The organism is Nocardia sp. NPDC056100 (genome assembly GCF_042266325.1).
Taxonomy (GTDB): Bacteria; Actinomycetota; Actinomycetes; order Mycobacteriales; family Mycobacteriaceae; genus Nocardia.
Map to the genome: position 1 here is coordinate 1,049,226 of NZ_JBHJVY010000002.1, position 21,828 is coordinate 1,071,053.

The 21,828-nt window shown below is 64.4% G+C and carries 25 protein-coding genes; 15 read left to right on the forward strand and 10 right to left on the reverse strand.

Annotation, left to right across the window (positions count from 1 at the left end):
- Positions 1 to 7: 7 nt before the first annotated feature.
- From ACFC0O_RS16850 to ACFC0O_RS16890, 9 genes are all read right to left on the reverse strand, one after another.
- Positions 8 to 1,096 carry an MlaD family protein gene (locus tag ACFC0O_RS16850; protein WP_375958682.1) on the reverse strand — a complete coding sequence of 363 codons (1,089 nt, stop codon included), beginning with the start codon at positions 1,094 to 1,096 and terminating at the stop codon, positions 8 to 10.
- Entirely contained in the window at positions 1,093 to 2,190 is a 1,098-nt protein-coding gene (locus tag ACFC0O_RS16855; RefSeq protein WP_375958684.1) for an MlaD family protein, read from the reverse strand. The genes ACFC0O_RS16850 and ACFC0O_RS16855 overlap by 4 nt, the downstream gene beginning before the upstream one ends.
- Positions 2,190 to 3,233, reverse strand: coding sequence for an MlaD family protein (locus tag ACFC0O_RS16860; RefSeq protein ID WP_375958686.1), 1,044 nt, complete (start codon positions 3,231 to 3,233; stop codon positions 2,190 to 2,192). Before ACFC0O_RS16860 ends, ACFC0O_RS16855 begins: the two co-directional genes overlap by 1 nt.
- Positions 3,218 to 4,237: an MlaD family protein gene (locus ACFC0O_RS16865; protein ID WP_375958688.1), complete on the reverse strand. Its 1,020-nt coding sequence runs from the start codon at positions 4,235 to 4,237 to the stop codon at positions 3,218 to 3,220. The genes ACFC0O_RS16860 and ACFC0O_RS16865 overlap by 16 nt, the downstream gene beginning before the upstream one ends.
- Complete coding sequence (locus ACFC0O_RS16870) at positions 4,234 to 5,265, reverse strand: Mce family protein (protein ID WP_375958690.1); 1,032 nt, start codon at positions 5,263 to 5,265, stop codon at positions 4,234 to 4,236. Before ACFC0O_RS16870 ends, ACFC0O_RS16865 begins: the two co-directional genes overlap by 4 nt.
- Before the next feature lie 19 nt (positions 5,266 to 5,284).
- Positions 5,285 to 6,148 carry an ABC transporter permease gene (locus tag ACFC0O_RS16875; RefSeq protein WP_364648834.1) on the reverse strand — a complete coding sequence of 288 codons (864 nt, stop codon included), beginning with the start codon at positions 6,146 to 6,148 and terminating at the stop codon, positions 5,285 to 5,287.
- On the reverse strand, positions 6,145 to 6,993 hold the full coding sequence (locus tag ACFC0O_RS16880) for an MlaE family ABC transporter permease (RefSeq protein ID WP_375958692.1): 849 nt from the start codon (positions 6,991 to 6,993) through the stop codon (positions 6,145 to 6,147). Before ACFC0O_RS16880 ends, ACFC0O_RS16875 begins: the two co-directional genes overlap by 4 nt.
- Positions 6,994 to 7,123: 130 nt before the next feature.
- A complete protein-coding gene (locus tag ACFC0O_RS16885; RefSeq protein ID WP_375958694.1) occupies positions 7,124 to 8,707 on the reverse strand; it encodes a flavin-containing monooxygenase in 1,584 nt (527 codons plus the stop codon).
- Positions 8,708 to 8,736: 29 nt separating this feature from the next.
- A complete protein-coding gene (locus tag ACFC0O_RS16890) occupies positions 8,737 to 9,645 on the reverse strand; it encodes an SDR family NAD(P)-dependent oxidoreductase (protein WP_375958696.1) in 909 nt (302 codons plus the stop codon).
- A gap of 298 nt (positions 9,646 to 9,943) precedes the next feature.
- On the opposite strand from ACFC0O_RS16890, the gene ACFC0O_RS16895 reads away from it, so the two are divergent.
- The 7 genes from ACFC0O_RS16895 (at position 9,944) to ACFC0O_RS16925 (ending at position 16,707) form a co-directional block, all read left to right on the forward strand.
- The gene (locus ACFC0O_RS16895; RefSeq protein WP_375958698.1) at positions 9,944 to 10,999 is read left to right on the forward strand and encodes an alpha/beta hydrolase; all 1,056 of its coding nucleotides are present in this window, start codon (positions 9,944 to 9,946) and stop codon (positions 10,997 to 10,999) included.
- Between the two features lie 19 nt (positions 11,000 to 11,018).
- Positions 11,019 to 12,059 carry an SDR family NAD(P)-dependent oxidoreductase gene (locus ACFC0O_RS16900; protein ID WP_375958700.1) on the forward strand — a complete coding sequence of 347 codons (1,041 nt, stop codon included), beginning with the start codon at positions 11,019 to 11,021 and terminating at the stop codon, positions 12,057 to 12,059.
- Complete coding sequence (locus ACFC0O_RS16905; RefSeq protein ID WP_375958702.1) at positions 12,056 to 13,018, forward strand: SDR family NAD(P)-dependent oxidoreductase; 963 nt, start codon at positions 12,056 to 12,058, stop codon at positions 13,016 to 13,018. Before ACFC0O_RS16900 ends, ACFC0O_RS16905 begins: the two co-directional genes overlap by 4 nt.
- Positions 13,015 to 13,707, forward strand: coding sequence for a methyltransferase domain-containing protein (locus ACFC0O_RS16910; RefSeq protein WP_375958704.1), 693 nt, complete (start codon positions 13,015 to 13,017; stop codon positions 13,705 to 13,707). Before ACFC0O_RS16905 ends, ACFC0O_RS16910 begins: the two co-directional genes overlap by 4 nt.
- Before the next feature lie 28 nt (positions 13,708 to 13,735).
- A complete protein-coding gene (locus tag ACFC0O_RS16915) occupies positions 13,736 to 15,340 on the forward strand; it encodes a flavin-containing monooxygenase (RefSeq protein ID WP_375958706.1) in 1,605 nt (534 codons plus the stop codon).
- 127 nt (positions 15,341 to 15,467) lie between these two features.
- Positions 15,468 to 16,199 carry a GntR family transcriptional regulator gene (locus ACFC0O_RS16920; RefSeq protein ID WP_375958708.1) on the forward strand — a complete coding sequence of 244 codons (732 nt, stop codon included), beginning with the start codon at positions 15,468 to 15,470 and terminating at the stop codon, positions 16,197 to 16,199.
- Between the two features lie 25 nt (positions 16,200 to 16,224).
- On the forward strand, positions 16,225 to 16,707 hold the full coding sequence (locus ACFC0O_RS16925; protein ID WP_375958710.1) for a hypothetical protein: 483 nt from the start codon (positions 16,225 to 16,227) through the stop codon (positions 16,705 to 16,707).
- A gap of 31 nt (positions 16,708 to 16,738) precedes the next feature.
- Here the strand turns inward: ACFC0O_RS16925 and ACFC0O_RS16930 are convergent, their stop codons facing one another.
- Positions 16,739 to 17,551, reverse strand: a complete 813-nt coding sequence (locus ACFC0O_RS16930; RefSeq protein WP_375958712.1) for a DUF5984 family protein — start codon at positions 17,549 to 17,551, stop codon at positions 16,739 to 16,741.
- 89 nt (positions 17,552 to 17,640) lie between these two features.
- Between ACFC0O_RS16930 and ACFC0O_RS16935 the strand changes: the two genes are divergently transcribed.
- From ACFC0O_RS16935 to ACFC0O_RS16970, 8 genes are all read left to right on the forward strand, one after another.
- On the forward strand, positions 17,641 to 18,144 hold the full coding sequence (locus tag ACFC0O_RS16935; protein WP_375958714.1) for a hypothetical protein: 504 nt from the start codon (positions 17,641 to 17,643) through the stop codon (positions 18,142 to 18,144).
- Positions 18,141 to 18,530 carry a hypothetical protein gene (locus ACFC0O_RS16940; RefSeq protein ID WP_375958716.1) on the forward strand — a complete coding sequence of 130 codons (390 nt, stop codon included), beginning with the start codon at positions 18,141 to 18,143 and terminating at the stop codon, positions 18,528 to 18,530. The genes ACFC0O_RS16935 and ACFC0O_RS16940 overlap by 4 nt, the downstream gene beginning before the upstream one ends.
- A 92-nt stretch (positions 18,531 to 18,622) precedes the next feature.
- Entirely contained in the window at positions 18,623 to 19,021 is a 399-nt protein-coding gene (locus tag ACFC0O_RS16945) for a DUF4870 domain-containing protein (protein WP_364648799.1), read from the forward strand.
- A gap of 105 nt (positions 19,022 to 19,126) precedes the next feature.
- Complete coding sequence (locus tag ACFC0O_RS16950; protein ID WP_375958718.1) at positions 19,127 to 19,654, forward strand: AAA family ATPase; 528 nt, start codon at positions 19,127 to 19,129, stop codon at positions 19,652 to 19,654.
- 103 nt (positions 19,655 to 19,757) lie between these two features.
- A complete protein-coding gene (locus ACFC0O_RS16955; RefSeq protein ID WP_375958720.1) occupies positions 19,758 to 20,219 on the forward strand; it encodes a hypothetical protein in 462 nt (153 codons plus the stop codon).
- A 125-nt stretch (positions 20,220 to 20,344) separates the two neighbouring features.
- On the forward strand, positions 20,345 to 20,644 hold the full coding sequence (locus ACFC0O_RS16960) for an antibiotic biosynthesis monooxygenase family protein (RefSeq protein WP_375958722.1): 300 nt from the start codon (positions 20,345 to 20,347) through the stop codon (positions 20,642 to 20,644).
- A gap of 44 nt (positions 20,645 to 20,688) precedes the next feature.
- On the forward strand, positions 20,689 to 20,979 hold the full coding sequence (locus tag ACFC0O_RS16965; protein WP_375958724.1) for a putative quinol monooxygenase: 291 nt from the start codon (positions 20,689 to 20,691) through the stop codon (positions 20,977 to 20,979).
- Between the two features lie 136 nt (positions 20,980 to 21,115).
- Entirely contained in the window at positions 21,116 to 21,730 is a 615-nt protein-coding gene (locus ACFC0O_RS16970; RefSeq protein WP_375958726.1) for a hypothetical protein, read from the forward strand.
- Positions 21,731 to 21,828: the final 98 nt, after the last annotated feature.

A 21,828-nucleotide genomic window follows, 5' to 3' on the forward strand; every position in this document is an offset into this window, starting at 1 on the left:
CGTGCTCTCATCGGACCATTCCGATCATGCGCAGGGTCGCGATCATGTTGGCCACCTGCTGATCGGTGGAGATGACGGGCGCATCCGTATCGCCTTGCACCGACAGCCCGTTGACGGCGACCTTGGGTCCGTGGTCGAAGAAGGGAATCAGCTTGTCGCGCAGGAGATCCGTCAGCTGATTCAGATTGGAGGGAGCATCCAGGTTCAACGGCCGCCCGGCATTCAATACCAGCGGCACGAACGCCGTGGCTGCCGCATTGCCCGCCTGCACCAGCGGCGTGAGCCAGATCAGCGCGTGCGCGATACCGCCGATCGCGCCGATAATGCCGATGGTGTGGATCAGCGTCTGCGCGAGCTTGGTGATGTCCTGCGCGCCCTGCGGGGTGAGCAGCACGTCCAGCGCCTCCCGATTGTTCTGAATGGCAGCGACATTCGACTGGATCCCGGTCAGGAACGCATCGGATTGATCCAGGTGCTGTGAGACGTCGATGAGGTCATCCTTGAGCACACCCGCGATACGCGCGGTCTCCGCCGGATCCTGCGGCAGTGCCGAATTGAGTTGGTCGACAATGTCTTGCGCCGAGCGCAGCGCCCCACCGGAGACGAAGGTGGCCAGCCCGGAGATGACATCCTCGATCTGCAAGGCGGGCACGGTGTGCTGTACCGGAATGGTGTCCCCCGGCCGCAACGTACCGGCCGCACCCGCGACATTGGTGTCCAGTGAGATGTAGATGTCTCCCAGAATGGTGTCCTGCCGCAGCTGTGCGCGCGTCTCGGCGGGCAATGAGATCGATTGCTGGATATCGACTTCCGCCGTGGCGGATCCGGGACCGGTGGCGGTCGGATCGGCAATCGTGATCTTGTTCAGCTGCCCGATCCGCGCACCGTTGGCCACCACCTTCGCCCCCGAGGGCAGGTTCAGCGCACTGCTGAACCGGATATCGATTCGATAGGTCTGCCCCGATATCCCGGCCCCGGGCAGCGTGAATCGCGCGGGATCGACCCCGCATCCGACCACCCCCACCAGCGCCGCCTGGGCCAGGGCCGCTGCGGCGAGCACCCGCCGCCACCGCCCCGAGCTCGCACGAATTGTCATCGCACACCTACCGATCCGAGAATCAGGGGCACCAGATCCACCGAGGTCATACCGTCCTGCGTCCCGCCGCAGCGCCCCGGCGCGACCACATTGAGCGCCGCGCACACCTGCTCGGCCTGCTGCGCGGGCAGCGCCACCCGGGGCGCGGCCCAGCTCACCCCGATCGCGCCGGTCTGCGGATCGGTCGCGGTGCGGAACATTCCGGCGATCGAGGGCACCATCGACACGAGCTGTTGCAGGCCACCGACATTCGCGCCGAGCAAATGCACCAGCGGCACCGACGAATCCAGCAGCTGTAGAATCGGGCCGCCGTACTTCGTGGTGACATCATTGAGCCAGGGCAGGATGGTGACAATGGAATTCACCAGCTCGGTCACCTGATCCCATACGTCATTGACCGTTTGCAGGATCGGCGCGAACCCGTCGAGCATCTGCCGCAGATCACCCCAGTTATTGGCGACGCTGGCGATCAACTCGCTGAGTTTGTCGATCAGCGAACCGATATGGCTGACCGCGGCGTCCGGGCTGCGCAGTGCCGCCGCCAACTGGGTGATGATGTCGTTGATCTTCGGGCCGGTGCCCGCGGTGGCCCGGTCGAACAGCGTGATCGCCTGTTTGATCCGATCCTGTTGCGCCGGATCATCACCGCCTCGGAGCTCGTCGGCGACCTTGGACATTGCGCTGAAGGTCTGTGTAAGGCTGTTGGGCGTAACGGTTTTCGTGATGCAGTCCGAGTTCTTCCACTCCGCGCCCTTGGTACCGAACACCGCCAGGGTGCGGTCGGCGACGATACTGTCCGAGACCGTGGTGGCGCTGGCCTCCCCGCGCAGTGGATGCGCGGCCTCGACCTCGAAATCGACTCGGACCCCGGTGCCCTCGGGCCGCAGATCGGTCACCGAGCCGACCTTCATCCCGCGCATCTTGACGTCGTTGCCGCGGTACAGCCCGATCCCGTCGGGCATGATCGCGCAGTAGGCGATCATCTTCTTGTTCGGTTGCAGGAAGTAGACCGCACCGACCGCGGCCACGATCACCGCGAGCACCCCGGCCATGAGCGAGACGAAGGCGCGGGAGGCGACGAAGGTGCGCAACATCAGCAATCCCTCCCCGGCACCGGAATGCAGAGCGATGAAGCCGAAATGCCCTGTCCCGATTGATCAATCGCAATCCCCCCGTGCGGACCCTGCAACCCCTGTATCCGGGTGCCGAGCTGATTGAGCGAATCGATCACCACCCCGAGCCGCTGCCCGAGCTGTTCCAGTGACGGCTTGGTCTCGAAAAGCTTGTCCAGCAACGGTTCCAGGTGTGTGCGATACGCCGGTTCGATGGCCGCGATGCGCGACAGCAGTTCGGTGACAATGCGCAAGGCGTTCTCCACATCGGCACGGCGGCCGAGCACCGTGGTCTCCATCGCACCGATCTTGGTGAGCATGGCCCCGATAGCTTTGCGGTAATCCCCGAGCAGCCCGATGTATTCGTCGGCGACATCGAGCGCCCGATTGACCTCGGTGTTCTGCCGGTTCACCACATCGACGAAAGCCGCCATGGCATCGGTCATCTGACCGATCGAGCCCGGGCTCTTCTCGAGCGCGCCCGCGAGCGCGGTGAGATTGGCGCGCAGGGTGCCGCCGTCGATGGTGGCCAGCGGTTGCGCCGAATCCTGCATGGCTTTGGCCAGGCTGTACGGCAGTGTGACATGGTCGGGCGGAATCGCCTTGCTGCGCAACGCATTCTTGCCCGAGGAGAAGACGGCCACATAGTGGCCGCCGATCGCGGTGAGCATCCGAATGTCCAGGGTGGTCTGATCACCGACGAAGATCTTGTTCTCGACCGTGAACGTCATGCGCACCGAATCATCGAGCAGTTCCATCCCGGTCACCGAACCCACGGTGATGCCCGCGATCCGCACCTCATCGCCGACCTTCACACTGCCCGCCTCGGTGAGATCGGCGGTGTAGGTGTTCTTTCCGAGCGGGATGAAATAGATGATGGCGCTGGCGATCATGAGCACCACTACCACGGCCATACCGCCCAGCCCGAGCACCAGCTGCCGGCGCGAGGCCACCGCCTCGTGCCGATCATTGCCGAGCACGAAGTCCTTGAAGCGAATGCTCCCGCGCCTCAACCGTTCTTGCATACTGCGATCCTTTGGCCCGAGATCAAAATGTTCGCCACCGCGGGCAGTTCGGCCTGACCGTGTGAACAGGTGAGATTGACGTCGGTCCCGGACGGAATGGCCGCGGCCAGCGATTGCAGGAAGGCGGGCAGCCGCCCCATCACATCGAGCAGGTTCTGCGGATCCGGGAACAACCGCCGCAGATCGGCATCCAGATCCGGGTTGTCGGGATGGGTGAAACCCAGCGATGCGAGCAGGCTGTTCAGCGCGCCCAGAATCGGTGGCGCGACATCGACCGCGTCCATCAATCCGTCGAATTGCTTTTGCAGACTGACGAATACGGTCGAGATGCCGTCGATGAGCATGCCCGCTTCGGGCGACTTGCCGCCGATCTGATCGGCGATCTGACTGAAGTTGTGCAGCAGCACCGAGATCACCGCCTGGCGATCGGTGGCATACGCGCTGAGCACCCCGACCGCGTCCAATGTCGCCCCTACCCGGCTGCCGTCACCTTCGAGCACCGCGCGGGCGTTGACCGCCAGCTGATTCACCGCCTCGGGCGAGAATTCCTTGAGCACCGGTTCCATACCGTTGAAAAGCGCTGTGATATCGAAGGATCCGCTGGTGTGCTCGAGTCCGATGACCGTGTCGGCCGCCGCCGGGGAGCCTGCCCTGTCCGGCTGCTGGATATCGATATAGCGCTGCCCGGTCAGGTTCTGATAGCGGATGGCCAACCGGCTGGTGTCGTAGACCGGCCGATCCCGCTGCACGCTGAACCGGACCTTGGCATTGGACCCCACCAGGTCAATGGCGGACACCTTGCCCACGGCCACCCCGTACATGCGCACGTCCGAACCGACCCGAAGCCCACTGACGTCGGTGAACAGCGCCCCGAAACTGCGGGTGCCACCGGCCACCGGTCGCTGAATAGCCGTCACGATGCCGACCAGCAGTACGAGCATGACAGCCGCGAAAACACCGAAGCGCACTGCGATTCCGGCAATCGAGGTCTTCGGCTTCCTCATCGCTGCCCCTCCGAAACCGCACCCGGCAACGGCGCGCCACCCAGCAGCGGCACCGCCACCGCGGGGACACCGCGCAACACCACGTCGAGCCCGAGTTCGGGACCGTTCGGCGTATCGCGGAACGAGGAGTTCAACCGCGTCAGCAACTCCGAGAGATCGGCGCTGCTCTGCGCGGGTGTCGGCACCATCTGCGCGAGCTGACCCACCAGCACGCCGAGCCCGTCGGTCCAGCCGTTCAGATTGCCCTTGGCCGTCCAGCCCAGATCCGCGATCATCGGGAAGAGCTGATCGACCACCAGTCCGACACCGACGTCGAACCGTGGATCGCGCAGCGCCTGCATCTGATAGACCTCGTTCACGAGTTTGACCGTGTTCTCGGCGAAAATGCCTGTGCCATTGAGGAATGAGGCGAACTGCGCGATCAGGAACGAGGACGGATACCGCTGGGTATCGGCCACGGCTCTGCCCACCGTCACCATGGTTTGAATGAGCGGGGTGAACGCGGCGATATCCGCGCCCGCCTTGGTGAGCAGTTCGGTCAGCTGCGGGGTCAGCACCTCGCTCGAGGTGTTCGACAACTGGCGCAGCAGATTGCCCATCGTCACGTCGTGTACCCGGTTCGAGGCGGTGAGATCCACCAATTCGCCTCCGCGCAAAGGGGTTCCGCCATCGCGCCGCTTGAGCGTGAGTTCACTGATGCCGAACAGATTCGACGGCGCGTAGTCGATGTCGAAACTATTGGTGAGACCGAATAATTCGGCGGGTTGCAGCGATAACGTGATGAGCTGCTGCCCATTGGGCTGACCGGCGATCTGCTCGATCCGACCGACCTTGACCCCGTTAAGGCGTACCTCGGCCCCCGGAATCACTCCGTCGCCGATACCGTTGGTACGCAACTGAATTCGCATATCGTCCGAGGTGCGCAGCCCGGCGGTCGCATTCCATCCGATGACGAGCACAACGACCACCACCACCGCGATCAACCCCGCCACTCGCGAAAAGCGCGGACCCGTGGTGACACCTGGCATTCCATATGACGGCATCGCGCTACCCCGTGATCACGATCGGCGAGTTCAGACCCCACAGCAGGATCGTGAGCACCATGTCCAGGGTGATGATGGCGATGAAGCTGGCGCGCACCGCTCGCCCCGATGCGATACCCACGCCTTCGGGTCCGCCGGTGGCGAAAAAGCCCTGATAGCAATGGATCAGGATGACCGCCGCACTGAAGATCAGCACTTTGATCACTGCCGCGATGATGTCGAAGCCGTTCACGAACTGGAAGAAGTAGTGGTCGTACACACCGCTGGATTGACCGTGCACCACCAGCGTCACCGCCGAACACGACAGGTAGGACAGCAGCAGCGCCACCAGGAATGTCGGCACCACCGTCACCGCTCCCGCGATCAAGCGCGTGGTCACCACGAACGGCACCGATTTCAGCCCCAGCGATTCGATGGCGTCGATCTCCTCGGAGATCCGCATGGATCCGATTTCGGCGGTCATCCGGCAGCCCGCCTGCGCGGCGAATCCGATCGCCGCCGCGATCGGCGCGAGTTCGCGGGTATTGGCGAATGCCGACACCACCCCGACCATCGGCCCCATACCGAGCATGTTCAGCACCGGCACCGCACCGATCGCGACCCCGCCGCCCATGGCGATGCCGAGCACCACCAGCACCGGCACCGTGCCGCCACCGACGATGACCGAACCCCGGCCCCACGTCAGATCGGTGATCATGCGCATGGTCTGCGCGCGATACTTGCGCAGCGCCAGCGGAATCGAGGCGAACACCTGCCAGATGAAGCCGAGGATGAACCCGAGCGAATCGATCGGGGCGAAGATGCTCTTCTCCCGCACCACCCGATACACCCGGCCCAGGCCGAGCGGGACGTACGGCGCGGCCATCACGCGATCCTGACCGGTAGGAACATGGTGGTCAGCTGGGTGATGCCGACATTGACCACGGCGATGGCCAGCACCGCCAGCACCACCGAGGCGTTCACTCCGTCCGCGACCCCGCGCGGTCCGCCCTTGGCCTCCAGACCACGCTGGCAGGCCACGATCACCACGATGAAACCGAACAGCGCGGCCTTGACCATGGAGATATAGATGTCGTTCATCGACGCGAACGCCCCGAAGCTGCCCCAGTAGCTGCCCGGGGTGACGCCCTGTACGCCGGTGGCCATGGCATATCCGGCGACCACACCGGTGAACATGATGAGGATATTGAGCAGCGGTGCGACCAGCAGCATGGCCACCATGCGCGGAATCACCAAGCGGTGCAACGGACTGATGCCCATGGTGTCCAGCGCGTCGATCTCCTCGCGAATCTTGCGCGCGCCGAGATCGGCGGCGATGGTCGCGGTGCCCGCACCACCGAGCAGCAGCCCGGTGGCCATCGGCGCGCCCTGCTGGATGACCCCCATGCCACCGGCCGCGCCCAGTAGTGAATCCGCCCCGACCTGATGAATCAGATTGCCCACCTGCACCGTGACCACCACCCCGAACGGCACCGCCATGAGCACCGCGGGAATGGCGGTGACGGTGACGAGATACCAGCACTGGCGCAGGGTTTCACGCCATTCGAAGCGTCCGGTCAGCAGATCGGACACCGCCCCGATGACCGCCTCGAGCGCCATGGCCACCACGCGCCCGAAGGTGCGCGCGGCGGACAGACCGGTATCGGCGACATTGCGCCGGGCGACTCGCGCCAGACTCGGTCTGCCGGGCGGCTTCTCGGTTGTGCTCGTCATTGCCATCCCACTCCCCCGGGGTTACTCGCATCACTTCTTATCGTGCGATAGGGCTTGCGTCACAGTTGATTTCGGCTAAAAGAGATGCCCGCTTGCGCGGGCACCGGCGCGGTACGGGAGCTGATCGAACTCAGGTCATGGCGAGCTCGGGCTCCCGCGTGCGGGCGTTGATCAGCGCGGGCCGCGTGCTGAAGGTGTAGTGCCGGAATGGGAAATGCCGGTTGCCCCACCACTGGTTGAGCCCGGTGGTCGGGCGGATCGCCAGCTCGCCCTGGTAGTTCACGTAGTAGGTGTTCGAGCCCGCGCACGGGGCCGAGACCCACATCGAGCCCTCGGTGCGGTCGGTGCAGAATTTGGCCCAGTCGTCGTATGCCTGTCGGTTCACATCGACCTTGGTGGCGCCGCGCCTGCGGGTCTCCACGATCGCGCGGCGGGCGTGGGCGGCGGTGTTCTCGATGGTCACCAGGATCGAGCTGGGAATGATCGAGTTCGGACCGCAGCCGACCATGAACAGATTCGGCCACTGCGGCACGCTCACACCCTGATAGGCGTGATAGCGATGCTCATGCCAATAGTCGCCGAGCTCTTCGCCGGTCTCGCCGTACACATGGAACGCGGGCGCGAATCCGCGCTCGCAGACCCGGAATCCGGTGGCGCACACCAGCACGTCGATCTCGTGCTCGACACCGTCGGCCGTGCGCACGCCCTTCTCGGTGATCTCCTCGATCGCATCGGTGATGAGCGAGACCCGATCTTTCTGTTTGAAGGTCTTGAAGTACTCGTTCGACATCGACGGCCGCTTGCAGCCGGGAGCGTAAGTGGGCGTGAGCTTTTCGGCCAGCTCCTCATCGCGCAGCCACAGTTTGTACATGGCCCCGCCCGCCCTGGTGACATACGGCATGGCCTTGGGCATGCGGCGCAGTGACAGCAGCCCGCCGATGAGTCCCATATCGATACCGGAGGCGATCGCGCCGCGAACCGCCGCCCGCACCGGCTTGACCCCGCTCAGCACCCGGTCCAGGCCCCAATCGATGCGGAAATCGGGTTTGGGGGCCAACCAGATCGGGGTCCGCTGGAACACCGTCAGATGCGAGGCGACCTTGGCCATTTCCGGAATCAATTGCAGCGCTGTGGCTCCGGTGCCGATGATGGCGATCCGCTTACCGGTGTAGTCGTAGTCGTGGTCCCAGCGGGCGGTGTGCACCTTATGCCCGGCGAAGGTGTCGATGCCTGGAATATCGGGCAGTTTCGCCACTTCGAGCAGGCCGAGCGCGCCGATCACATAGCGGGCGGTGATCTCCTCACCCGAGGCGAGCGTGCCGCGCCACAGATGGTTCTGCTCATCCCAGCGGGCCGATTCGATGGTGGTGTTCAGGCGGATCTTCTTGCGCAGTCCATACGCGTCCACCACACGCTCGATGTACTGCTGAATCTCATGGCCCGGTGGGAAGAATCGCGAGGAGCTGGTGAACGGCATCTTCGACAGGCTGTAGAACACCGCCGGAATGTCCACGGCGATACCGGGATAGGTGTTGATGTACCAGGTGCCGCCGATGCCGTCGTGCTTCTCCAGCATGACGAAATCGTGAATCCCGGCCTCGCGCAATTCGATCGCCGCGGCGATGCCGCCGAATCCCGCGCCGACGATGATGACTTCGTAATCGGGCCGGACCGCGGTGGTCTCGCCCGTGGGCTCGATGGTACTGCTCGACATACTCAAAGCTCCTGTGCCGGAATCGGTGATCAAGACTTCGCGACCGCGCGAGCGGCGGCGTCCTCGAGCCGTTGGACCAGGGCCGTGGGCAGAACCCGGTCGACCATGCCGACCAGACCGTCGATATCCATCATGCGAGCGGCCAGGCGTGCGCCCGCCGGGGAGACGCGACCGCTGGTGCAGGCGAGCCGGGATTCGAACGGCGTCGGGGCGATGGCCGGATTGCGACCGGCGATGCGAACGATATTGCGCGCCACCGTTTCCGGGCTGCGCGCGATCAGCTGTGCGGCCAGCACCGAGATGTTCTTTCCGCGTTCGACCGACTTGCCCTCGGTCTCGACCACCTGGGCGTTGGGGTAGAAGCCGGTATTGATGAAGGCCGGCAGCACCGCGGTGACACCGACCCCGGTTCCGGCGAATTCCAAGCGCAGGCATTCGGTGAACATCTGCGCGGCGGCCTTGCTGGTGCAGTAGGCGGTCGAGAGCGGAATCGGCAGCACCGCGGCCGGGGAGGTGACGTTCAAAATCCGTCCGCCACCGCCGGATTCGATCATCTGGCGGCCGAACAGGCGGGAGCCGTGCACCACGCCCCAGAAGTTGACGCCCATGATCCGGTCCCAGTCCTGCACGGTGTGCTTGAGAAACGGTCCGGCGGTGGTGAATCCGGCATTGTTGACCACGACGGCGGGTGCGCCGTGCGCATCGTGCACGCTCGCGGCGAAGTTCTCCATGGCCGTCACATCCGAGACGTTCACCGCGTACGGGAAGGCCGCACCGCCCAGCGCGGCGATCTGATCGACGGTGTCCTGTGCGGTGTCGGGGTTGAGGTCGCTCACGATCACTCGCGCGCCCTGCGCGGCGAAGCGCTTGGCGGTGGCACGGCCGATGCCGCTGCCCGCCCCCGTGATGATTACCAGCTTGTTCTCGAATTTGGCCATGTCTACCTCAGTTCGAATTCGCACATCATCGTGCTACTGTCCCAGCCAATGTACGCTGTGTTACACAGCATGGACAACACTTCACAAATCTTGTCTGGAAAACTTGTTCAACTGCATGAATGGCCGTGAAGTGATCATTTCTGGCCATCTCGGCATGGCTGGATCGCATCCGAGCGCAAGCGTTTTCGGTGCTGAACAAGGTCATTCAAGAGACAAGTCTTGTCGTTGTCTGAGACACCATATACTGTGTTGCACAGCGCAGACAACGGCAGAGTCGCCGTTGAGAAGGAGTCGCATCATGCTGACCGAGCCGCAGGCCCGGGTTCAGGCCCGAAAAACGCCCTCGACCGTGACGATCGAATATCCACGCCGCGCCAGCTGGGTACTGCGAATCGCGCATCCGCTGTCCTATGCCCTACTCAGACAGGGCATGAACCTCATTGTCGGATGCGCCTGGCGCGGAATCCCGGTCCGTGGAGCCCGGATATTCCACATCTCCAACCTGCTCGACCCGCTGGCCGTGCCACTGGTGCCGATTCGCGGTACTCGCTTGCGCCGCATCGCTTTTCCGCGATTCCGCGCCGAATGGGTATGGCAGCGGGACACTTTCGATCCCGAGACCACGCCGGACGCCGCGATTCTGTACTTCCACGGCGGCGGACTGGTCGCGTGCGGACTCAACACACACCGCCGTCTGGTCTCGCGGATCGCGAAAGCCGCCGGGGTGCCGGTCTTTCAGGTCGACTACCGGCAGTTGCCCAAGGCGCATGTCACCGACACCCTCGAGGACTGCGTCGACGCGTACGAATATCTGCTGGCACAGGGCTTTCCGGCCGATCGGGTGATCGTCGCGGGTGATTCCGCCGGTGGTGGCCTGGCCTTCCGCACCACGCTCGCGATCCGCGATCGCAAGCTGCCGATGCCGGCCGGTGTCGTGGGCATCGCGCCCTGGGCCAATTACGATTCGACGCTGCGGTACGCCCACCCGAACGACCCGCTCGATCCGATGCTCGGGGCCAAGGCGCTCGATACGCCCGCCCAGCTCGGACTGCTCCGAGACGGCGTGCTCGATCCGGACTGGTCCGCGGTCAATCACGATTTCGCGGGGATGCCACCGGCGCTGATTCAGGTCGGTTCCACCGAAGTACTGCTGGCCGACGCCCATCAGCTCGCCGAGCGCTGCGAGACCGCGGGCGTGCCGTGCCGAATGCAGGTCTGGGATAAGGCAATCCATGTCTTCCAGGCGGGTGCGGACATCCTTCCGGACGCCCGCCAGGCCATCGGGGTCATCGGCGAGTTCGTGCGGGAACGCCTGGACGCCAACGCCATTCAGTCGCGGTCCAGCGCCGCCTGAAATCTCGTACGGAGAAACAATGTCCAAGAAACCGTTCTATCCCGGCCTTGCCGTCGTCACCGGCGCGGGCAGCGGCATCGGGCGCGGCACCGCCAAGGCCCTGGCCGAATGCGGCGCGGAAGTGATCGTCGCCGATATCGACCTCGACTCCGCGCGGGACGCCGCATTGGAGATTCGACGGCTGGGCGGGGTCGCCCATCCCTACCGGCTCGATGTCGCCGACACCCCGGCGCTGGAAGCCTTCGCCGAACAGGTGCGCACCGAGCACGGCGTCCCCGATGTGGTGGTAAACAATGCGGGCATCCTGGTGGGCGGACCGCTGATCGATGTGCCGCTGCGCGACTTCGAGCGCATCACCGATATCAACTTGATGGCGATGATCCACGGCTGCCGCGTCTTCGGCGCGCAAATGGTCGAGCGCGGACACGGCGGCCACCTGGTCAACATCTCCTCGATGGCCGCATTCGCCGCCGCGCCCTACACCGGGCCGTACAGCATCAGCAAGTACGCGGTGAAGCACTTCAGCGATTGCATCCGCGCCGAATTCGCCGCGCACGACATCGGCGTCACCGCCATCTGTCCCGGCCTGATCGCCACCAATCTGTCCAACAGCATGAAGGCCGACGGCATCCTCGACGCCGAACAATCCGAACTGACCCGCACGCTCATGCTCAAGGGACAGGCGCTACTCGGACAGCATCCGGACAAGGCGGGCCAGAGCATCGTCAATGCCATCCGCCGCAATATCGCCGTCGAACCAATCCGGCCCGAAGCCCGAATCGCCCGCCAGGTAACGCGTTTCGCACCGGGACTGGTGCGCTTCGCCATGACCCAGGCAGGCCGGCGCGATGTACGCAAACTGCGCGACACCGTCGCCGGACCCCAGGCGATCGCGCGGGCCGGGCAACTTGTCGAACGGCTGCCCTTCCGGTCCGGCAATGGGGTCCATACCGCTAACGGCGCGCTGAACACCAAGCTCGACGCCCTCGCGGTCGAAATCCCCATTCCGGCAACAGTTCCGGCTTCCGAGAGTGTATCGAACAAGGAGAGCTCGCTATGAAAGACCTGCGATCGGCGGTAGCCGTCGTCACCGGGGCGGGCAGCGGGATCGGGCGTGGCACCGCCAATGCGCTCGCGGACGAAGGCGCGAAAGTCATTGTGGCCGACCTGGATATCGCGGGTGCGGAGCAGACCGTCGCGGGGATCCGGGCCAATGGGGGTCAGGCAGCCGCGTATCGGATCGACGTCTCCGATACCCAGGCCCTGGAAGCGTTCGCCGACACCGTATCGGCTGAGCACGGGGTTCCGACCGTGGTGGTCAACAATGCGGGCATTCTGGTGGGCGGGCCGATTCTGGATGTGCCGCTCGCGGACTTCGAGCGCATTATGGCCGTGAACACCATGGCGATCATCCACGGCTGCCGCATCTTCGGGGAGCGCATGGTCGAACACGGCCGGGGCGGGCATCTGGTGAATATCGCCTCGATGGGCGCGTTCGCACCGTATCGGCTGGGGACGCCGTACTGCGTATCCAAGGCGGCGGTGAAGCATTTCAGCGATTGCGTGCGCGCGGAGTTCGCGCAGTACGGGATCGGGGTCACCGCGGTGTGTCCCGGCTTGATCGCCACGAATCTCGCCGAGACCGCGGAAATGGCAACGATTTCCGATGGCCAGGCCGATGTGGTCAAGGAGGCCGTGGCGCGCGGTATGGCGCTGGTGGCCATGGATCCGGACAAGGCGGGGCGGCATATCGTCTCGGCCATCAAGCGCAATCAGGCGATCAAGCCGATTCGGGCCGAGGCGTGGCTTTCCTACGGGCTGTCCCGGCTCTCGCCCACCGCGCATCGCGCCATCATGCGGGTCGCCACCGGCCCGGAAATCGAGAAACTCGGACGCGGCCTGGCCGACTCCGACGGCGCCGGGAAGCTGCTGCGTGCGGTACCCGGGCGACGCGGATTGAGCAATGCGCCCCGCCGGACCACCGCGACCATCGTCGCCGACCAGGAGAACTCACTGTGAACGCATCCATCCCGGCTGATCCCACCGCCCCACTCGCGAGTTCGGTGGCACTGGACTCGCGGCGCGGGCTCAATCGCACCATCGCCGCCTTCTTCTCGGTCGCCTCGCGCGCGTACGACCAGCGCACCCTGCAACGGGTCGTCTATCAACCGCCGCAGGATGAGATCCTCGACCTGCTGCGCCGTCAGGGTTCCCGTCATATCGTCGATATCGGTTGCGGCACCGGCATTCTCACCTCGCGCATCGCCGAGAAACTGCGGCCCGACGCCGTGTACGGGATCGATATGTCCCCCGGCATGCTGGCCCGCGCCCGAGAACGCAGTCAACTGGTGCAGTGGCGCAATGAGCCCGCCGAACAGCTCGGGCTGCCGAATGAATCGGTGGACGCGGTCATCACCACCACGGCCTTTCATTTCTTCAATCAGCCGCTCGCGCTGGCGGAGTTCCATCGGGTGCTCAAACCCGGCGGGCTGCTCGCCATCAACGCGATCAACCTGCGCGCCCGGTGGGCCGCGCCCGCGCAACGGCTCACCGGCACCCGGTTCAGTCCGGCCGCCGCGCCGTCGCCGCAGCAGATGGTCGATCTGATCACCATCGCCGGATTCGAACTGGTCGAACAGCATCCGGTGCGGCGGCCCTTCTACAGCCGTCCGTGGCCCGACATGCTCACCGTGGCCGTTCGTCGCTGACACCCTCCGCACCAGAAGGACATTCGAGATGCCCGCATCCAAAGCCAAAGGCCGTCAGGCGAAACCGGCTCCCAAGACCGAACCCGATTTCCAGATCGCCGTCATCGGCGCGGGCCCCGGTGGGCTCGCCGCGGCGGTGAAACTCAAGCAGGCCGGACTGCGCGATTTCGTCGTCATCGAGCGCGCGGACGATGTCGGCGGCAGCTGGCATGAGAACACCTATCCCGGTCTGGGCGTTGATATTCCGGCAGTCGCCTATCAATTCTCGTTCGCTCGCAACGCGGACTGGAGCCGGGTGTTCCCCTACGGCGCGGAGGTGGAGAAGTATCACCAGGAAGTCGCACGGCGGTTCGGGCTCTATGAGCATCTGCGCTTCAACACCAATGTCGCCCGCGAGGAATGGGACGACGCCAACAACTACTGGAAGCTGATCACCGACTCCGGGGAGATCATTTCCGCGCGGTTCCTGATCAGCGCTGTCGGTGCGTTCGTGCGACCCAAGGAAGAGGCGGGCATCCCGGGCCGGTTGAACTTCCAGGGCAAGTATCAGCGGCCGTCGAGCTGGGATCACAGCTGGGATCATCGCGGTAAGCGGGTCGGGATCATCGGCACCGGAGCCAGTGCGGTGCAGATCATTCCGGCGATCGCGCCCGAGGTGGCCGAGTTGACCGTCTTCCAGCGCACCCCGGTGTGGTCGCTGCCCAAACCCGATTTCACGATGCCGCGCATCGGGCAGCGCCTGCTCGCGGTGCCCGGATTGCAGGCGGCGCTGCACGGAGTCGTACTGGTGGTGGTGGATCTGGTGCTGCGCGGTGCTATCGCGGTGCCGACCGACACCGCCAAGACGGCCATGACCTGGTTCGATCGTTCTACCATCGCGGCCTATCAGCGATTCCTGCGGTTGGTGGTCAAGGATCCGCAGACCCGCGCGCAGCTGACGCCGGATTTCGGCCCGCTTGCCAAGCGGCCCACCATGTCCAATGGATATCTCAAGGCGTACAACCGCGACAATGTCGATCTGGTGACCGAACCGATCGAGGAGATCACCGCCACCGGTATCAAAACCCGCGACGGCGTCGAGCACGAGTTCGACATGATCGTGCTGGCGACGGGCTATGAGGTGTTCTCCGATCCCGAGACCTATCGGCCCGGAACCATTGTGGGCCGCAATGGATTCGACCTCGGCAAGTTCTGGACCGAGAACGGGATGCAGGCGTACGAGAGTGTGTCGGTGCCCGGGCTGCCCAATCGCTGGACGCTGGTCGGGCCGTACTCATGGACCGGATCGGGGTGGCATTCCTTCGTGGAGATGACCGCCGATCACGCGGTGCGGGCCATCAAGGAAGGGCTGCGGCGGCGCGCGAAAGTGGTTGAGGTGCGCAAGGAAGCGCTCGACGCCTATCACGCCGAGATCTTCCGGCGTGCGGAACCCATTCGGTTCTACTTCAACGAGCTCAATGCGCACACCCCGACGTACTACCGGAATTCGCAGGGGGACAGCACCTATGTGCGTCCGTCGGGCTTCTTCGAGGCCAGCCGGGGGCACCGCAGGTTCCCGCTCGACGACTACAGCTACGAGACGCCGCAGGCGGATGCTCCCGCCACACCGACCCGCCTTGTCGCGGGCGCATAGCGGCCGGGGGAACTCAGCCATGTCAGTGCGCGGCCGGACGAGCGGCAACACCGTGCATCCGGTCGCGCCGCGACCGAAAAGCCCGGCCCCGCAGGGGGTTCGGGCTCCTCGGTCGCGGCCGACGATCGTGGACGAGATCACCGATCAACTCGCCTATCGCATCGCCGCGGGGATCTACCGGCCCGGCGAACTACTCCCTTCGGTTCGCCAACTGGCCGTGGAGTTCTCGGCCAGCGCACCGACGGCCAACAGCGCCCTCGGTCGCCTGGCCGCGCTGGGTTTCGCCGAACCCCGGCGCGGACTCGGCTATATCGTGCGCGATATCCGGCTCTACGGTGGCATCGACACCTGGCGCTACCTGTTCCGATTCGCCCACCGCATTCCGGAGCAGGCCTCGCGCCTGTTCGCCGACATCATCGACGTCGACCACATCCTCGTCATGCAGGCGGTGCGTGCCTTCGTGGAGAACCCCCGCAGCTACGACGTCTCCTCCGCCACCCGCGCGCTGGACCGCATGGAAATGCTCGTGCACGACCCGCAGGCCACTCTCACCGACATCATGGCGGCCGAATTACATATGCTGCGTTGCACTTTCGCCGCGCTGGGCAGCATCGGCAGCCTGAGTCTGTTCAACACCGTCGGCGAACTGCTGATCACGATGCCCGAAGCGGCCCAGGCGTTTTACGAACCCCTCGAACCCGAGGCACACGTCGTGATCGGCCGCACGCTCCAGGAACTCCAGACCACCGGCGATGCCATCGACCTGCCCGATCTGTCCCTGGTCGAGACCGTCATGCGCACCTACCACGACCAGGTGGTCGAAGCCTTCCGTCGCCTGATCACCACCCCGGCAGCCTGACCTCACCCGAAAGTGACTCCACCCCATGGTCTTTCACCCCGAAATCGTCGAACCGTCCTCGGACTTCTACGAACGCGCACCCATAATCGTGCGCGGCAGAGCCGAATTCGACGTCCCCGCCACCCGCCTCTGGCAGGAGGTGGAATCCTTCGCCTGGCTCCCCGCCGTCACCGCCCGCTGGGAAACCCCCGCCCCACACGGCCCCGGCTCCCGTCGCCGCCTCACCCTGGGCCCCCTACTCCTGAGCAACGAATTCGTCACCCGCACCGACCCCAACCGCGAAATGGCCTTCTTCATAGGCGAACTCCCCGTCCCCGGCATGCGAGCCATAGCCGAACGCCTCACCATCGAAGACCTCACCCCCACCCGCAGCGCCGTCACCTACACCATCGCCGCAGCCCCCACTGGCTTCCCCACCATCCGCCTCGCCCCACTGGCCCTGCTCACCAACCCGGTTTTCTCCCTCGCCCTGAAAGTCCTCATCGGCCGCTCCTTGCGTAGGGCTTGATCAACCGCCTGCGGCAAATCGCTGCGGCGGATCACCGTCTCGGACGAGCGGGTGCCAGGATCGCCGCACCGGTCCGCACGGCGTCCCAGTTCGTATTGGCTTCTAGCGCAAGCTTTTCCGACAGTACGGTTCGGCGTGTCGCCTGTTGCCAGGTCAAGTTCGCGACATCGAGCGTCATTCCAGCTGGGGGGCCGGTGAGGACCAACTGATCCACGCGGTCCTGCATGGATTTCATCAATCGAGCATCGAAATCTTTGACAGCAGAAATGAATTCATCGGTCGTAACTGTGGTACGCCCCGATGGAGGTGCATTGAAGGCGATTACGCCGTCCGGGTCGATCGGAAACAGCCACGACACGGTGATCCGGTCCTCGGACTCGATGGTGCGACAGAACTGAAAATGCGGACCGTACTGCAGATATCCGGTGTCGACTCCGCGCAGCCGATGCTCCTCATAGGCGGCATCGATCAGATCGGCGTCCAAGGATCCGATATCGGCCCATCCGCCGCTGTCTGTGCTGAAGAACTCCACCAGATCCCCCGGCACCGGCTCCAGCACCGAGGGTACGGCCGCGAGCAGGTCCTCCCAGAACCGCACCACGAAGTAGTCCACGCACCGCGGCACCGCCGAATCCGCACCGCAGGTCAGCGCCTGACTCTCCTCGGTATAGGTAAGCAATTCGACGTCATCAACCTCGAGCCCGTACCACCCCTGCGTGAGGTTGAACCAATGCAGCCGCCGCTCATCACCCCACGGATGCACCTCGCCAACCGGTGCCAACTCGAACGGGATCCGCATCATCCCCCGATTCAAACCGATCGGTCCACTCCGTGTCGACCACATTTGGGAACGAGCCCACTGGACCGGCGCGGAGCTTGCAAGTACCTCGTGCGCAGAATCCGAAGGTACTGTCGGCGATCGGGAGGGGATCAATGATGGATACTCAGCGGGTTCGTGGCCGTGCGATGCAAGTAGGTCTGGGTGCGGTTGCGGTTGCGGCGTTGGTGGGGCTTCCGCTGTTCGGGATACATCGATTTCACCAGTGGCAGGAGCGGCCGGTGGAGTCGGTGCGGATCGCCGGGGAGGTGACTGTCGCCGGGTTCGAGAGAATCGGGGTTGTCACCGTGTCACCGGGCGACGATCTGCCCGAGGGACTGGCGTATTTTGCTGGGCCGCAACCCTATCCGGATCCGGTGGCGGGGGTGTCTGTGCCTTCGATTTCATTGGGGGCGGTCGATCGAGTTCGGGCCGGCGCGGTCGAGGATATTCGGATCGCTACCGGGGCGCGGCCTGATCGCTGCAGTGCTTCGGTGTATTTCGACCCCGCCCCGTTGTCGTACGGCGCGGGCAAGGAGGAAGTGCGGGCGAAGCTGGCTGCTGCTCGCAGCGCTGGAAACCTCGTCATCCTGGTGCGCGTCAGGGGCTGCGGCATATGACCCTCGAACACGAACGGATCGACCGCGAGCGCGCCCGGGCCAACACCTTCGCGGTCTCCTCGGTCGTTCTCGGATTGCTGGTCACGCTGCTCACCGTGGTCCTATCCCTGAGCGTGATGTCCAGCTACTCGGCCAATATCTTCGGTGGCGGCGACTGGCATCGGATGACCACGGGTGCGTCGAAATCGGTACCGGCACTTGCGAGTCTGTGGGCGGGGTGGCTCATCGCCGGGATGACCTGCATGTTTCTCGGCAGCCGAGCGGTGACGCGTGGCCGAAACTTCGTGTGGGCACTCGTGATCGGCGTCATTGTCTTCGAGATCGGGCTGGACGTGACCATCGAGATCGCAACTCGCGGAATCGATGCCGCCTACGACCACCCGTAGCTGTCCGGCCGCAGTCGCCGGCAAGCCCGCGACCTGCGGTTCATGTAGAAAGTTGGGATCGGTAGGTGGAGTACCCCGCATTTACTAATCCCATGACATATTCACAGCCCCCCGCAAATCAGCCCCAGTCCACCGGCTTGGACAAGAAGACCAGCGCTATCCTGTCCTACGCATTGGGCTGGGTCACCGGAGTCATCTTCCTCTTCATCGGCAAGAACGATTCCGACGTCAAATTCCATGCCGCACAGTCCATCGTCTTCTTCGGCGCGGTCTCGGTGGCCAATATCGCCCTGAGCATCATCGGGTCCCTGCTGGGGGCCATCGGCATCATCTTCTCCCTCGTCAGCCTCGTCCTCTCGCTTCTCACCCTCGTCGTCTGGATCATGTCGATGGTGCAGGCGAATAAGACCGGCGGTGTTCGTGCGGAGATGCCGATCGTCGGCAAGTTCGTCGCCCCCTATGCCGATCGGCTGGCCGCCTCGGTGAGCTAGCGGTGGAGCGCTATAGTCCGAAAATCAACGGCCCGAGGCAACTCGGGCCGTTGACGTCTGCGCGAACCATCCGAACCTGCCGACAGGTCGAATCGAGGGAGTCGAATGCGTATCGGGGTGTCCGGGCCACATGGGACCGGGAAGACGACGCTGGTGCGGGAATTGTGTTCTCGCTTCGGGGATCTCACGCCGGTGGAGGAACCGTATGTGCTGCTCGAGGAGGACGGTTACGACTTCGAGTTTCCGCCCTCACGTTCGGATTACCGGGCTCAACTGGAGTACTCGGTGCAGCTGCTGAACTCGGAGCCAGATGGGGCCGTTTTCGATCGAACGCCGCTGGATTTCCTGGCGTACCTCTCTGCGAGCGGTGTCGATATCGAGGCCGATATCGACACCACGGCGATCCGGAATGCTTTGGCCACACTGGATTTGCTCGTGATCGTGCCGATTACCGCCGAGACCGAACGGGTGCTGCCCGCGGCGGAAATGCTGGGCCTCCGTCGCACGGTGAACGATGCGCTGCTGGAGTTGGTCTACACCGATCAACTCGACCTGCTCGGGGATATTCCGCTGCTCGAGTTGACTGTTCCGCTGGCGGACCGGGTCGAGAAAGTCGGCGCCCTGATCCACTGAACCGTCCTTCGCGACTGGTGCCGAAAACCCGACCGCCCCGGTTGTTCGACTGCCATGTTCCACGAAACACACTGTTGCACAGCAATATTGGGCAACACTGGAAGTGGCTTCGGACAAAAAGCAGGACGCCGAGATGGACATCTACAGCGCGGACCAGTGGAGCTACAGCGACAAGCTCATCGGCAGCGGCTACCAGCAACACGAATACAAGTGGGCGGTGGTTCTGCGCGGTGAAGAACCCAGTGACAAGACGTGGCCGGGTGTGCACCTGAAATGGACCAAAGGGGTGATCATCGGCGGCAAATGGAGTTACACATTGCAGTCGGCGGTCCGGGGCAGCTTCACGATGACCGACCCGGAGGGGCGGATCACCACCGGCGACTTCCCCTCGGTGTACGGGTCGGGCGAAGGAGGGGTAATCGCCTGGAGCCCTACCTCCGGCCTATGCCGCTCCGGAACCTGGACCCTCGCGGTATCGATCACCCTCGGCTCCTCGGCCTACAACTCCACCACCGGCGGAATGATAGAGGTCAGGGTGGACAGGGAATTCAGCCTGGTCTACTGAGCGCGGCGTTCCACCGATCAGTGGCCCGGTTCGCCTCTGAAGGGCGGATCGGACAAGAATATGTCGTCTGACATCCGCCGGACGCGCCGGCGGGTTGATATCGCTGATCGATTGGAGTGAACGCGATGCACGCAGTGGAGCTGACTCGATTCCGGGTGGACCCGGCGAACACCGATGCCATGCTGGCGGCTCGTCCGGCCATGCTGGCCGATTTTCAAGCCGACCGGGCGGGATTTCTCGGCGCACGGCTCGTTCGGCTCCCCGATGATCAATGGCTCGACATCGTCGAGTGGCAGACCGAGGCCGACTTCCAGGCGTCCCGGGCCAAAGGACCGAATCTGCCCGGAATCGCGGCGTTCTTCGCCACGCTCGGCGAGCTCGTCTCCGGCGAACTCGGGACTCTCGCCGACCTCGGCCGGGGATAGCCGGGGCGGGAAGAGATTCCGGCTGTGGCGGGTTGACCCCACCCATGACTGTCACCGCCGTATCCACGTTGCAGGCTCGCCCGGGAAAGGAAGAGCTGGTGCGCGCGCAGGCGCTCTCGTTGATCGAGCCTTCGCTGGCCGAGCCAGGGTGCCTGAGCTACCAGCCCTATCAGCATCCGACCGAGCCCGGGAACTGGGTAGTCGTCGAAACCTGGGATAGCCGTGCGGCATTCGAGGCACATCTGGTCAGCTCGCACATGCGGGAGGCCTTCGAGGCGGGAGCCGAGTTGTTGGCCGGGCCGCCCAGCGAACAGCTCTTCGAGACTTCCAACTGATAGCCCGCTGTCGGCGCCGAGCGGCAACCCCGCTTGGCGTCGCAGGTCCCCATCGTGGCGGGTTTCGCCACCATCGAAATGTGTTGTGCGACACTACCGTTGGGTTCGTTGAATATTTCGAACCCTAGGAGACATCGTGCGTTCTTACCTGCGCCGATTCCGTAGTGCCTATTCGGTCGCCGCCGTCGCGCTCGCCACCGCCGGTATGGTGGCGGCCGGAACCACACCGGCAACCGCGACCACCTATTTGTACAACGTCACCGGCAGTACCGCGCCAGGCGGTGCGTTCACCGGCTCAAGCCCCCACCCGGTGTTCAAGAACGCCGGGTACGCGGACGTACTGTCTTGCGCTACAGCGTCATTCAGTGGATTGATGCCCAACGTGACCAATTCCGCAGGCGCGATCGGGACCTTCTCCGGGTACACGTTCTCACAGTGCACCTTGCCGTCCGGAGCATCCGCGACGGTCACCGCCACCGTCCATCCGGCCACACTCACCGTGACCGGCGGCGAGACGGTATCCGGAACACTGCCGGTGGGCACGCTGAGCCTCACCGTCAACGCGTCGAGCTGCTCATACACCCTCACTCAGGCAAGCCCACTGAGCTGGCAAGTGAACAGGGGCAGCGCATTTCAGTCATTGGTCACGTTCACACCCGAGAACGTCAAGGGCTCGTGCGGGCTGATAGCCCCCATCGTATTCGCCCACGGCGGAACGATTCAGCCCAACGTGACCAGCCACCCGGCCTGAGCTCAATCTCTCTGATCGACAAGCAGATTCGAGGTTGACAAGGGTATCTTGCGGCAACGATGCCGCGATCTCACCGCGAGTGTGACGGAGCCCCGAAC

Coding starts and splice junctions, on each gene's coding strand:
- ACFC0O_RS16850 (WP_375958682.1), bottom strand. CDS start 1,096: ATGACAATTCGTGCGAGCTCGGGGCGGTGGCGGCGGGTGCTCGCCGCA.
- ACFC0O_RS16855 (WP_375958684.1), bottom strand. CDS start 2,190: ATGTTGCGCACCTTCGTCGCCTCCCGCGCCTTCGTCTCGCTCATGGCC.
- ACFC0O_RS16860 (WP_375958686.1), bottom strand. CDS start 3,233: ATGCAAGAACGGTTGAGGCGCGGGAGCATTCGCTTCAAGGACTTCGTG.
- ACFC0O_RS16865 (WP_375958688.1), bottom strand. CDS start 4,237: ATGAGGAAGCCGAAGACCTCGATTGCCGGAATCGCAGTGCGCTTCGGT.
- ACFC0O_RS16870 (WP_375958690.1), bottom strand. CDS start 5,265: ATGCCAGGTGTCACCACGGGTCCGCGCTTTTCGCGAGTGGCGGGGTTG.
- ACFC0O_RS16880 (WP_375958692.1), bottom strand. CDS start 6,993: ATGACGAGCACAACCGAGAAGCCGCCCGGCAGACCGAGTCTGGCGCGA.
- ACFC0O_RS16885 (WP_375958694.1), bottom strand. CDS start 8,707: ATGTCGAGCAGTACCATCGAGCCCACGGGCGAGACCACCGCGGTCCGG.
- ACFC0O_RS16890 (WP_375958696.1), bottom strand. CDS start 9,645: ATGGCCAAATTCGAGAACAAGCTGGTAATCATCACGGGGGCGGGCAGC.
- ACFC0O_RS16895 (WP_375958698.1), top strand. CDS start 9,944: ATGCTGACCGAGCCGCAGGCCCGGGTTCAGGCCCGAAAAACGCCCTCG.
- ACFC0O_RS16900 (WP_375958700.1), top strand. CDS start 11,019: ATGTCCAAGAAACCGTTCTATCCCGGCCTTGCCGTCGTCACCGGCGCG.
- ACFC0O_RS16905 (WP_375958702.1), top strand. CDS start 12,056: ATGAAAGACCTGCGATCGGCGGTAGCCGTCGTCACCGGGGCGGGCAGC.
- ACFC0O_RS16915 (WP_375958706.1), top strand. CDS start 13,736: ATGCCCGCATCCAAAGCCAAAGGCCGTCAGGCGAAACCGGCTCCCAAG.
- ACFC0O_RS16925 (WP_375958710.1), top strand. CDS start 16,225: ATGGTCTTTCACCCCGAAATCGTCGAACCGTCCTCGGACTTCTACGAA.
- ACFC0O_RS16930 (WP_375958712.1), bottom strand. CDS start 17,551: ATGTGGTCGACACGGAGTGGACCGATCGGTTTGAATCGGGGGATGATG.
- ACFC0O_RS16935 (WP_375958714.1), top strand. CDS start 17,641: ATGATGGATACTCAGCGGGTTCGTGGCCGTGCGATGCAAGTAGGTCTG.
- ACFC0O_RS16940 (WP_375958716.1), top strand. CDS start 18,141: ATGACCCTCGAACACGAACGGATCGACCGCGAGCGCGCCCGGGCCAAC.
- ACFC0O_RS16945 (WP_364648799.1), top strand. CDS start 18,623: ATGACATATTCACAGCCCCCCGCAAATCAGCCCCAGTCCACCGGCTTG.
- ACFC0O_RS16950 (WP_375958718.1), top strand. CDS start 19,127: ATGCGTATCGGGGTGTCCGGGCCACATGGGACCGGGAAGACGACGCTG.
- ACFC0O_RS16960 (WP_375958722.1), top strand. CDS start 20,345: ATGCACGCAGTGGAGCTGACTCGATTCCGGGTGGACCCGGCGAACACC.
- ACFC0O_RS16965 (WP_375958724.1), top strand. CDS start 20,689: ATGACTGTCACCGCCGTATCCACGTTGCAGGCTCGCCCGGGAAAGGAA.